The following is a 12,222-nucleotide window of genomic DNA, read 5'->3' on the forward strand; positions in this document are numbered from 1 at the left end:
GTGCTGGCGGCAGCCGCTCAAGGCGACGCCGAAGCGCTCGAGCTGCTGCGCCTGCCGCTCGACTACATGGCGATCGGCATCGCCAACGCCGTCTCGCTGCTCAACCCGGCGAGGGTCGTCATCGGCGGCGGCGTCGCCGACTCGGGCGAGCTGTACGTCTCGGCTGTCCGCGAGCGCATCGCTGCCTTGACGCCGATCGCTACCGAAGTCGTCGCTGCGCGGCTGGGCAACCGGGCAGGCGCGATCGGCGCTCTCGCCGGCGTCCTCCCGAACCGCGTCTAGCGATGAGGACACCTTTATCCGACCTGTCTATGACCTGACTAACCTTGAGAAGCCTTGAGAAACCTTAAGAAACGGAGCTGATCCTGATGAATACAACAACTACACCACGCGGACACCATCTGGTCACGGAAGCGTACTGGTACAGCATCCTCGGCTATGATGTCTCCAACCGTCGCCTGCTCGCCCAGTTCGACGGCAACGGCGGCATCTCCAAATACTCCGTCGCAGGCGAATGGCAGCTGATGACCGAGCGCGAATGGTTCACCGCCTGGTCCGTTAATGGCCGCCGTCTGCCTGCAAAGCACCGCAAGACGGTCCGCGTGCTCGGACGCGCGATGGAGATCGACTTCCACTCCGAGCAGGAGCTGGACGGCGTAGCGGTAACGGCCGAACAATACTGCGACGACACGAACAATGCGCTCTATCTGCGCTTCCGCTTCGCCAATCACGGCTCGCAGCCTGCCCGTCTCCTGCTCCGCCAGGGCATGCAGTGGGAGATGAAGAGTTACATGGCCGCCATGGTCGCCAAGCAAGGCAGCTACACCGAAGCGCCGATGCAGGACCGCTGGCATAACGGCAATACCGGCTGGGAAGCTGTGCTCGGCGACGCCTACCGCGTCCATCTGGCCGCGAGCCACTCGCCGAACCGCATCGAGCAGGACGGCTATCGGATGGTGCTTGATTATCCCGATGAGGTCGCGCCGGGCCAGGAGGTCGTCATGACGATCGCCGTCTCCGGCGGCATGGAGCCACTGTCGCTGGACGCGCTCTACGCTGGCGCCGACGCCGCATGGGATGCCGCTGAGCGCTATCGCCAATGGCTCGGATCGTTCCACGCATCGCAGCATGAGACGCTCGACGCGCTCGTCGCCGCCTGCCTCAACGTCTCGCACTCGATGTACAAGGAGAGCGGCGACACGTTCGCAGCCTTCTACGCTGGCGTCAACTACCAGAGCCCTTCCCGCACCTACTTCCGGGACGGCTACTGGACCGTACTGCCGCTGCTGCCGTTCAAGCCGGAGTGGGTGCGCAACGAGATCGTCACGCTCGCCCAGGGCATCGGCGATGACGGCTCTTGCCCAAGCGCCGTCATCTACAACGTGCTGCGCGAGCGCTACGAGCAGTTCTGGCCGGATCACTACGATTCGCCGTCGTTTTTCATCATGATGCTGCACGATTACCTCGCCTGGACCCATGATGCAGCGCTGCTGCAGGAGTCGGTGGGCGGACGGACGATCGCCGAGCTGATGGAGCTGTGCATGTCCAAGATGGACAACCTGATCGACGACGAGCTGCAGCTGATGGTGAAGCCGGACAATCGTCGCGACTGGTGCGACAACGTCGTCCGCCAGGGTGCGGTCGCCTACACGGCCATGCTGCATCTGCGCGCCCGCTTCTGCTACGGCGAGATCCGCCGGTACGCCGGACAGTGGGACGAAGCGACCCAGGCTGCGTGGAACGGCAAGACCGACGCGCTCACCCGCGCGCTGCGCGAGCGGCTGTGGGATGACGAGGTCGGCTACCGCAACTATGACAACGTCGACGGCGAAGGCGCGCTGGAGCCCAACGTCTCGGTCGAGCAGGCGCTCGCGCCGGCCTTCGACCTCGGCGAAGTGTCCGACCAGCAGCATGTGCTCGACCGGATCGCCGCCCGTCTGGAGACGCGCAACAACCCGGACCAGCCGCACGGCGACTGGGGCGTCATGACCGTATTTCCGCAGTATACCCATATCCAGCATCTGGTCGAGAAGTCGTCCTACCCGTTCCGCTACCACAATGGCAGCGACTGGCCGTACTGGAGCGGCGTGCTGGCGATGGCCAAGCTGCGGCTGCGCCGCGACGACTGGGAGTATCCGCTCACGCGCTGGTTCACCTACGGGCTGGAGCGTCAGTGGCTGACGCCGGTCGAGTACTTCGATCCGGTATACGGCAAAGGCTCCGACCTCCAGGGCTGGAGCGGCATGCCGGCAGCAGCGGTGCTGATGGGCGGACTGGGCCTGATGCCGCCGCTCAATGGCGAGATCGCGCCGACGGCGCCGCTGTGGGGCGACACCACCGTCACCGGCATCCGGTACCGGGGCGGCAGCTACACGTATCGCTCGGCTGGCGGCCAGGTCACGTTCGAGCAAGAGTAATAGGTCGGTCGGCTTCTGCAAACACAAAACAAGGCCGTCTCCTTTACAGAAGGGGGCGGCCTTTTTAAGTCAGGCATATACGAGCTGGCTAGCGGATGCTCGCCGCACACACGCTGGCAATTCAACTGCAGACTGGTATAATGAACCTCAGCACCATATCCTACAACGGTACATAAGGAGGCCTATTCCATGAGAACGATCCAACTCGGCACCAGCTCGCTGCAAGTGCCGGTCGTGGCCGTCGGCTGCATGCGCATCAACGGACTGGACAAGCAGGAGGCCGAGCGTTTCGTCCGGACCTCGCTCGAGGCGGGAGCCAACTTTTTTGACCATGCCGATATCTATGGCGGCGGCACCTGCGAGGAGATCTTCGCCGATGCGGTGCAGATGAGCGACGACGTGCGGGAGCAGATGATCCTGCAGTCCAAGTGCGGTATCCGCCAGGGCATGTTCGACTTCTCCAAAGAGCATATCGTAAGCTCGGTCGACCGTATCCTGCAGCGTCTGCGCACCGACTACCTCGACGTGCTGCTGCTGCACCGTCCAGATACGCTGGTGGAGCCGGAGGAGGTCGCCGCGGCGTTTGATCAGCTCGCCAGCTCGGGCAAGGTGCGCCACTTCGGCGTCTCCAACCAAAATCCGATGCAGATCCAGCTGCTGAAGCGCTATGTCCAGCAGCCGATCGTCGCCAACCAGCTCCAGCTCAGCATCACCAACACGACGATGATCGATCAAGGCTTCAACGTGAACATGGAGAACGAAGCCGCCGTCAACCGCGATGGCAGCATCCTGGACTTCTGCCGTCTGCATGACATCACCATCCAGCCATGGTCGCCGTTCCAATACGGCTTCTTCGAGGGCGTCTTCCTCGGCAACGAGAAGTTCCCCGAGCTGAACAAGCAGATCGACGAGGTCGCCGCCGCCCATGGCGTCAGCAACACGACGATCGCGATCGCCTGGCTGCTCCGGCACCCGGCCCGCATGCAGCCGGTCACCGGCACGATGAATATCGAGCGCCTGCTGGACTGCTGCAAGGCCGCCGACATCGAGCTGAGCCGCGAGGAATGGTACGCCATCTACCGCGCCGCAGGCAACATCCTGCCGTAAGCGCCTTCCTGCGCCAATGCGACACGGCTCAATCGGAGCGCCATGACCGACGACCGCTGGCGCTGGCGTCGTCGTCCGCTGGCGAGCCCGCACGATGCAGGCTCGCTTCGTATAAGCCGTGGTGTGGACGACCGCGTATCAGCCCGCCTTTAGTGCCCAAAAAACCTCTGACCCGCCTTACCGGTCAGAGGTTTTTCTATCTTGTCAGGATGCCGACTCGCTGCTCTGTGCTTCCGCCCCAGCTCGCTCATCCCTCATCGACGGCCGATCGCCGCCCTCGGGGAACGTCCCGTCCGGGGAAGACATGCCTTCCATGCCTTCCATCCCCTCTGGGCGCGTCATCCCTTCCATCCCTTCCGGCGGCGTCATCTCCTCCATTCCTTCCGGAGGCATCCTGCCTTCCCCGCCGCGACCCTGTCCTCGCATGCCCGGACCGCCGCCCTGGCCGCCCCCCATACCGCCGAACATGCCGCTGCGGGCTTCTGTTACGCCATTCTGATCGAGCCAGGTGACGGAGCTGGCGATCTCGAACGACACGACCTCCGTACCGCCGCTATACGTGCCGCCGCTGTACAAGCCGCCTACTGCCACGCCCGTGTCCGAGCCGCCGCTGTACAGCGTGTAGCTGCCGCCCTGCTGCAGCTCGGGAGTGCTGATGACGACTGACTGGTACGCCTTGGTCGGCGCAAAGGTGACGATCGTCCGGCCATCGCTATCCTCCAGCTGGACCAGCGTGCCTGCGGGCTGCGACTGTGGATACGTCATGAGGATCGAAGGCTGAGTCGATGCATCCGAGGTGGCTTGCGCCATGCCGCTGCTGCCTGCAGCGATGACGACGCCGCCGCTCATCGTAAAGGTTCCGTCATAATCGAGCGCGCCATTGCCGTTGTTGGTCGGGCCGTTGACCAATACCGTGCCGCCGCTCATCTCGATCGAGCCGTTGGCGTCGAGCCCGTCGCCGCCCGCATCGACGACGACGTAGCCCCCGCTGACGGATAACGTACTGCCCGCTCCCGGACGACCGCCGCCTGTCTCGCTGGCGCTGCCGGATGCCGCATTGATGCCGTCATCGCTGGAGACGAGATCGATCTCGCCGCCGCTAATGGCAATCTTGTTGCTCTCGATGCCTTCATAGCTATCGGTGATGGTAATGATACCGTCCGAGATGTCGATCGACTCATCGGCATGGATACCGTCATCGCCCGTCGCCAGCTTCATCGTCCCGCCCGCGATCTCGATCGCTCCATTGCTGTGGAGCGCATCGTCTGCCGCGTCGATGACGAGCTCGCCGGCCGCGATCCGGATGCCCAGTACGCCCTTGATGCCCTTGGTGCTCGGCGCATCCGCAGCATCGGACACCTCGGTCTTGCCGCCGCCGGCGACGATATCGAAGGTACCGCCCTCGATGAGCGCCGCTCGCTCCGCCTGCATGCCATCGTTGCCGGAGACCAGGGTGAAGCTGCCGCCGGAGATCGCGATGTAGCCTTTATCCTCATCCGTGTCATTGGTCGTCTTGATGGCGTCGGCGGCTGCGCGGATCGTCAGATCCCCGGCTTGTACAGCGACCAGGTCCTTGCCCTTGATCCCGTCGTCGACCGCGTCGATCTCCAGGATGCCGCCGACGATCTTCAGATCGTCCTTACTCGTGATGCCATTGTTGTAGCGGCCATGGACATACAGACTGCCGCTGCCGTTGATCGTCAGGTCGTCCTTGCTGAAGATCGCCGCATCCGGCTCGTCGGTCGCTGCGTCCGCGTAGACATACGTCTCAGCGTCGACGACGCGATTTTCGGTCCCTTCCTGCAGGCTGATGACGGCCTTGTCCGCTGCCTTGATATAGATCGGAGCCGACGTGCTGCTGCTTAGGCTAACGCCGTTCAGCACCAGCCGCACCGTGCCATCCCCCGCCGAGTCGACGACGATCTGCCCATCGGTCAGCGTTCCGCTCAGCACATAGGTGCCGGCCGAGCTGATCGTCACTGTGCTGCCATCGGCAGTCGCTCCGTCGCCATCGATCGTTGCGCCATTGCCGCTCAGGGCAACTTCCGTTGCACCGTCCATCGTCCAGTCGCTGTATGCGTCATCCGCCTCATAGCTGACAACCTCGGCGACGGCGGGGAGCTCGCCAGCCGTGCCCGCGTCCTCCGCAGCCACGGCGCTTGTATCTCCCGTATTTGGGCTCGCCTCGCTGACCAAGGCCGAGTCAGCCGAGGTCGACGATTTCGTCTCCCCCGTTGTACAGCCCGAGACGAGCAGACTGGCCAGGAGGAGCGTGCTCCAGGTATGATGGACCCACTTTTTACTCATCATGATCGCTTCCTTTCGTTTTCTTGGATTGATCTTCAGAGCGCTGTCGTCCCCTTTCAGTAGCCTTCTGCTACAGGAGGGGTCATCGTCAACGAGATATCGAGGTTGCCATTGCGGATTCGGATCGCGTCGAGCAGCGCTTTGGGATTGGCATTTTTGTCGAGGGCGATCGTATAGATAAGCTCGTACAGACTGCCCAGCTCGGTGGTGCGGACCCGCTTCAGATCATAGTCGACGTTGAAGTGCTGGAAGACCTCGCGGAATACATCCTCGTAGGCCAGATTCTCCGGGATCGTCACCTTGAGCTGCTGCTGCATCGCCTTGCGTGTGCCGAAGCGGAACAAGTGGAGCGTCATCATGAGCAGACATAGCGCCACTGTGAACAGCACCGCGTAGCCAAAGGCGCCTACCCCGCAGGCCAGACCCGCCGCCATGCTGAACAGGACGTAAGCGATATCCTTCGGATCGCCGGCAGCGCTGCGGAAGCGGATAATCGAGAACGCGCCGGCCAAGCTGAATGCGCGGGCGATGTTGCTGCCGATGAGCAGGATGATGATGCCGACGATCGACGGCAGGATGATGAGCGTAAGCGCAAAGTTGGTGGTGTAGTTGGGCTGAGTCTTCATATAGGTGACGCTGATGACCGCTCCCAGGATGAAAGCCGTCAGCAAGGTCCATAATGCGTGCTGCCAGGTCAATGCAACATCGGTCGCGGTATATTCGAATATCGTGTCTAGCATAAGTATTCGCTCCTTCTACGTATTGCCGGCTCGCAGCATTTTCTTATATTCGTTGCCATACTTGGAGAAGCTCGTCCGGAACTGTCCCTCCTCCGAGAGCAGACGCGCCAGCCAGATCGGCACCGTCTTCTCCGCCTTGACCTCCATCAGCCATTGTCCCGGAGGCATCAGCTGCTCGCCGTGATCGCCGCTCTCAAGCTGAAGCTCGGTCCGCCTCGAGCGGATGTTGGTGTCGAAGGTGATGCGCAGGTCGCGACTTGCCTTGGAGAACATCGCGATCCGGTCGTAAGCCAGATACACCTTGGGCTGAAGCGCGTAGCGGGAGAGCAGATATTCGATCTCGCGCACCACCTGTCCATTCATATAGGGGGCAAGCGGCGGCGCGATCCCGCTCCCGGCGAAGGTGTACGCCTCTTGCAGGTTCAGCGCCGTACGGCGTTTATTGACGAGGCCGCGCACTTTTTTCTTTAGCTCCAGATAGACGGTGGCGTCCGGCTTTGGTACCCCGTATCCGCGGATACGCAGCTTCTCGCGGTATTTGGGCTTGGCCAGACTCGTGCGGATCAGGCTATTGTGGTCGGTATCGTAATAGAGATTGCTGATCGTGTAAAACTGCTGGTTGCGGTTATGCTCATCAGCCTCCATATGCTCCAGCAGGCGATTGTACAGTCGGTGGAATGCCTCCGTGTCCATCAAGTACTTGTTCTCGTATCGGTTGAATACCTCGATTGCCATCGTAGCTCTCCTCTCTTTTGCAGCAGCTTGCGTCAACGCCTGCGATTCGGCTGGGCAAGCTGCGCATCACTGTAGCTCATGGACCCAGTGTACTGAGCCAACCTTTAAAAAGCCTTAACATAACAAATGGCTGACTACGTCCAGTCGAGCAACCTTACAGGAAGCCCAAACGTCATAGTAATAGCACCAAACGGATAAAGGAGGAAACCCGCAATGAAAAAGCTCCAAACGGCGTTGGCCGGTTTGGTCGTCACCGCTTCCTGGCAGGGGGACCGAGCTGCGTCTCTATGATCGATAGCCATCGTTTTCTTTTGCACAAAGGTGATCTGCTATAGTATACTGAGTGTCAATAAAGTAAAAGGAGGTGAAGGCAGGATGAATCAAGAGCGTGTGAATCTGCCAGTAAGTCGGCTGCCGATTGCAGCGGCCGGCATTGTGCATGAATATGGTCAAGACGGGAGAGGTCTGTCTTTTTTTAACCATACGATCACACTACTCGCGAGAGAGATCCTGCCTTGACCTGAACGGCTGACACCGATACGGGCGTAGGGATTTTTCCCTACGCCCGTTTTGTTTGTCTTCATCGCATGCGGCAGGGCCTCCCGACTCTAGGAGGAACCCTCAATGTTAACGATTAATTGCCAACATATAAAGAAATACCATGCCGCCGAGCTCATCCTGGAGGACGTCAGCTTCGAGCTGCATGCTGGCGAAAAAGCCGGCCTGATCGGCCGCAACGGCTGCGGCAAAACGACGCTGCTGCGCATGCTCGCCAAGCTCGATACCCCGGACGAGGGGCTGCTGTCTCTCCGCAAAGGGGCGCGCATCGGCTATCTAAGGCAGATCCCCGCGCTCGAGGCCGGGACGACGGTACGCGAGGCGCTGCTGCTCGAGTTCGAGACCTGGCACGCTTGTCTGGCCCAGATGAAGGCGCTGGAGACGGAGATGGCTGCGCCGGGGCTCAGTCCGGAGCGGCTGGAGCGGCTGCTCGCAGACTATGCGCAGACACAGGAGCAATTCGAGCAAGCCGGCGGCTATGGACTCGATACCCGGATCGACCAGATCGCCGCCGGTCTGCGCATCCCCGCTGCCTGGTACGAGCGGCCTTATGCTTCATTGTCGGGCGGCGAGCAGACGAAGGTGGCGTTGGCCTCTCAGCTGCTCTGGGAGCCCGACGTGCTGCTGCTTGACGAGCCGACCAATCATCTGGATATGGAGGCCGTCGAATGGCTGGAGGACTTTCTGCGTCAGTACGCGGGCGCTTGCCTGATCGTCTCGCATGACCGCTACTTCCTCGACCGCGTCGTTACCCGGATCATCGAGCTGGAGGACGGCGAGTCGAGCGTCTACACGGGCAATTACTCGTATTACGCCAAGGAGAAGGAGGAGCGGCTGCTTCGGCAGTTCGCCGAATATCAGGAGCAGCAGAAGAAGATCAAGCAGATGCGGGAGACGATCCGCAAGCTGCTGGAATGGGGCCGCGTCGGCGATAACGTCAAGTTTTTCCGCAGGGCGGCGAGCATGCAGAAGGCGCTGGACCGTATGGAGAAGGTGAAGCGTCCGGCACTCAATCGCAAGGAGGCTGAGTTCGACCTACAGACCTCCGAGCGCTCCGGCAAGCAGGTGCTCACACTTGAGCAGGTATGGAAAAGCTACGGGGCCAAAGAGGTGCTGCGCGGACTGTCGGGGACATTGCGCTATGGGGAGAAGGTGATACTGATCGGGGGCAATGGCGCGGGCAAGTCGACCTTGCTGCAGCTCGTCCGCGGGGAGCAGACGGCGGATCGCGGCGATATCCGGCTGGGCGCCCGCGTCGAGATCGGCTATCTGGCTCAGCAGCAAGCCCCGGAGCAGCCGGAGCTGTCGCTGCTGGACTATTACCAGGAGGCGGTGGCTGTCGGCGAGGGCGAGGCGCGCAACCGGCTGGCTGGCTATCTGTTCTATGGGGCCGATGTCTTCAAGCCGCTGCGCTCGCTCTCCGGAGGGGAGTGGACCCGTCTGCGGCTGGCGCTGCTCGTCGAGCAGCAGCCGAATCTGCTCATCCTCGACGAACCGACCAACCATATGGATATTGCCTCCCGGGAGGCGCTCGAGGAAGCGCTGGAGGACTATCCAGGGACGCTGCTCATCGTCACGCATGACCGCTATCTCGTCAACCGGCTGGCCCAGCGCGTCTGGGCGCTGGAGCAAGGTCGCCTCACCACCTGCGAGGGCAATTATGAGGATTACAGGCGCGAGCAGGCACGCGCGCGCTCCCGCGACAACGGCGATGCGCCGGAAGCGACCGGCGCAAGAGGCGCGGGGAGCGGCGCGAGTCGCATGGCGCGCTCCCGGGATACCAGCGATGCGCAAGGATCGACCGGCGCACCAGGCGGCGCGCAAAGGACGACCGGCGCAGGCAGCGACGCTCAAGAGTCGACCGGCCCATGCAGTGGCGTGCAAGAGACGAACAGCACGCGCAGCACCGGCGCGAGTCGCTCAGCCCGCGAGCAAAAGGCGCAGCCGCATATTGGGCAGCCGCATCAGTCACAGCCGCATTCAGCGCAGCCGCATCGGTCGAAGTCTGCTCCGGGAGCTGCTGCTCGGTCCGCCACGAAGAGCCCTCCCGATCTGCTGTCGGGAGAGCGGCTGGAGGCGGCCATCGAGGTCGCCGAGCGTGAGTTGGCTGACTTCGATGCGCTGTTGAGCGAGATCGCAACAGCGCAGACATCCGCTTCGGAGCTGGAGCAGCGCTGGACGGAGCGCCAGTCGCTCCAGGACCGGCTCGACGGGCTCATGGAGCGTTAGATCGCGGAGCAGGAGTAGGAGAGTAATGAGGAGTAAGAGCGCGATACTCGGCGGAATACTCGGGGCGGGTGACCGGGCAGAAACAAATGCAAAAGTACATCTATTTTGGGAAAAACGGCATTAAAACCGGTAAACAACTGCAAATGTGCGCTTAATCGAACCCAGTACGCCCGATTGCTTGCCATTTGCCAAAGAACAACTGTACTTTTGCAGTTATATGCAGCCTACACACTGTTTCGGGGAAAAATAAAGGTATTATTGCAGTTCGCATGAAAAGTGGACACTGTTCAAGAACATGAGTGAAGTTAAGCACGTGTCCGGCGGCATGACGTCGGTCCGACGACTTGGACCGCTTCAAATCGCAGTGCGGCCAGGATCAGATCCCGGACCAGACGTCCCCCTGCTCCCGCTGCGACACCTCTAGGTGCCGCAGTATGTGCGGTAAGGCCGCTCCCCGCTGTCCGGCAGCTCGGCATAGCGCTCTTGCTCGGCGGTGTAGGCGTAAGGGTCGGCAAGCGCCGACACGAGCCGATGCATGATGTCATAGTCGCCGGTCTCCGCCGCTGCCAGCGCCTCCTCCACCCGATGATTGCGAGCGATGATCGCCGGATTGGCCCGCTGCATCCGTTCGCGCGACGCGCTCTCCGGCTCAGACTGGCGATCGCGACGCGCCTGCCAACGCGCCTGCCAATCCTGGAATGCGGCGGCGCAAGCAAGCGGGGACGTCTCGATCTGCCCGAGCGTGAGCGCCCGGAAGGTGTTGGTATAATCGGCCTGCTCCGTCTGCATCAGCTCGAGCAGGTCGCGCGCCAGCTCTCTGTCCTCGGCCTCTTCGCCGAACAGTCCGAGCTTCGCCCGCATGCCGCCCAGCCAGTGCCGCTCGAACTCGGAGCCGAACAGCCCTAGCGCCTCCTCGGCAAGCTCCACAGCCGCCTCCGTCTCCTCGGCGAGCAACGGCAACAGCGTCTCGGCGAAGCGCGCGAGATTCCAGACGCCGATCTTCGGCTGATTGCCGTAAGCGTACCGCCCCTGACGGTCGATCGAGCTGAATACCGTCTTCGGATCGAATACATCCATGAAGGCGCATGGGCCGTAATCGATCGTCTCGCCGCTCAGCGCCATATTGTCCGTATTCATGACGCCATGGATGAAGCCGACGAGCTGCCAGCTGGCGATCAGCGACGCCTGGCGACGGACGACCTGACGCAGCAGCTCGAGGTACCGGTCCTCGCGACCGGCCAGCTGCGGATCATGCCGCTCGATCGTATAGTCGGCGAGCGCCTGGAGATGCTCGCGTACCCCGAGACCGGCTGCGTACTGGAAGGTGCCGACTCGCAGGTGACTGGCGGCGACACGGGTCAGCACTGCGCCCTGCAGCACCTCCTCCCGGTAGACCGGCTCGCCGGTCAACGTCACTGCCAGCGAGCGGGTCGTCGGGATGCCGAGCCCATGCATCGCTTCGCTGATGATATACTCGCGCAGCATCGGTCCGAGTGCCGCCCGACCGTCGCCCTGACGCGAATACGGCGTCCGGCCCGGCCCCTTGAGCTGGATGTCCCGCCGCTCGCCTGACGGCGTCAGTTGCTCGCCGAGCAGGATTGCGCGGCCGTCGCCGAGCATCGTGAAGTGGCCGAACTGATGACCGGCATACGCCTGCGCCAGCGGTTCCGCCCCTGGCGGCAGCGTATTGCCACCGAGCATGGCAGCCCCTGCCTCTGTGCGCAGCTCCGCCGCATCGAGTCCCAGCTCTGCTGCCAGCGCCTCATTGAGCACGACCAGCTTCGGTTCATCCACTGGCGTCGGCTCGAGTCGGGAGTACAGGATATCGGGCAGCCGCGTATAGCTATTGTCCAGCCTCCACCCGCCCTTGGCATTTGCTTGTTGTTGTGTCAACGCGTGTTCCTCCTCGTAATGGCGTTCTGTTCCGTATCGTCTGCCATTGGCCTGAGATTTACTCTGACATTGGCGCTTCACTTATCTTTGTTTACGGTGTTGATTGTCATTATAGCACTGATAGCTATCCAGATCATGGGGTGTCGTCCGACCTGCGATCACTTGCACCCGGGCCGGGTCAGGATCGGACGAGTCCAGCACATAGAGAAGGCCGCTCCGCCAGCGTATGGCAGGAG

General features: G+C 62.1%; 9 protein-coding genes. 5 read left to right on the forward strand and 4 right to left on the reverse strand.

What is annotated here, in order from left to right; translation table 11 throughout:
- The 3 genes from PA598K_RS32360 to PA598K_RS32370 form a co-directional block, all read left to right on the forward strand.
- A partial coding sequence (locus PA598K_RS32360) for an ROK family protein (RefSeq protein WP_128660903.1) occupies positions 1 to 282 on the forward strand: 282 nt, incomplete at its 5' end.
- 86 nt (positions 283 to 368) lie between these two features.
- The gene (locus PA598K_RS32365; RefSeq protein ID WP_128660881.1) at positions 369 to 2,417 is read left to right on the forward strand and encodes a hypothetical protein; all 2,049 of its coding nucleotides are present in this window, start codon (positions 369 to 371) and stop codon (positions 2,415 to 2,417) included.
- Positions 2,418 to 2,606: 189 nt separating this feature from the next.
- On the forward strand, positions 2,607 to 3,524 hold the full coding sequence (locus PA598K_RS32370) for an aldo/keto reductase (protein ID WP_128660882.1): 918 nt from the start codon (positions 2,607 to 2,609) through the stop codon (positions 3,522 to 3,524).
- Between the two features lie 204 nt (positions 3,525 to 3,728).
- On the opposite strand, the gene PA598K_RS32375 is transcribed toward PA598K_RS32370, so the two are convergent.
- Genes PA598K_RS32375 through PA598K_RS32385 form a run of 3 tightly spaced genes read right to left on the reverse strand, consistent with a single transcriptional unit; the run spans position 3,729 to position 7,306 of the window.
- A complete protein-coding gene (locus tag PA598K_RS32375) occupies positions 3,729 to 5,831 on the reverse strand; it encodes a carbohydrate-binding domain-containing protein (RefSeq protein ID WP_128660883.1) in 2,103 nt (700 codons plus the stop codon).
- Positions 5,832 to 5,887: 56 nt separating this feature from the next.
- Complete coding sequence (locus tag PA598K_RS32380; RefSeq protein WP_128660884.1) at positions 5,888 to 6,571, reverse strand: DUF4956 domain-containing protein; 684 nt, start codon at positions 6,569 to 6,571, stop codon at positions 5,888 to 5,890.
- A gap of 15 nt (positions 6,572 to 6,586) precedes the next feature.
- A complete protein-coding gene (locus PA598K_RS32385; RefSeq protein WP_128660885.1) occupies positions 6,587 to 7,306 on the reverse strand; it encodes a polyphosphate polymerase domain-containing protein in 720 nt (239 codons plus the stop codon).
- 375 nt (positions 7,307 to 7,681) lie between these two features.
- Here PA598K_RS32385 and PA598K_RS36735 point away from each other — a divergent pair, with 375 nt between their 5' ends.
- Both PA598K_RS36735 and abc-f read left to right on the forward strand, forming a co-directional pair.
- A complete protein-coding gene (locus PA598K_RS36735) occupies positions 7,682 to 7,825 on the forward strand; it encodes a hypothetical protein (protein WP_185602359.1) in 144 nt (47 codons plus the stop codon).
- 105 nt (positions 7,826 to 7,930) lie between these two features.
- Positions 7,931 to 10,093, forward strand: a complete 2,163-nt coding sequence (gene abc-f, locus PA598K_RS32390) for a ribosomal protection-like ABC-F family protein (RefSeq protein WP_128660886.1) — start codon at positions 7,931 to 7,933, stop codon at positions 10,091 to 10,093.
- Between the two features lie 420 nt (positions 10,094 to 10,513).
- Here abc-f and PA598K_RS32395 read toward each other — a convergent pair whose 3' ends face one another.
- The gene (locus tag PA598K_RS32395) at positions 10,514 to 11,986 is read right to left on the reverse strand and encodes a protein adenylyltransferase SelO (protein ID WP_128660887.1); all 1,473 of its coding nucleotides are present in this window, start codon (positions 11,984 to 11,986) and stop codon (positions 10,514 to 10,516) included.
- Positions 11,987 to 12,222 lie beyond the last annotated feature (236 nt).

Origin of the sequence: Paenibacillus sp. 598K (assembly GCF_003851045.1) — a bacterium.
Classification (GTDB): domain Bacteria; phylum Bacillota; class Bacilli; order Paenibacillales; family Paenibacillaceae; genus Paenibacillus_D.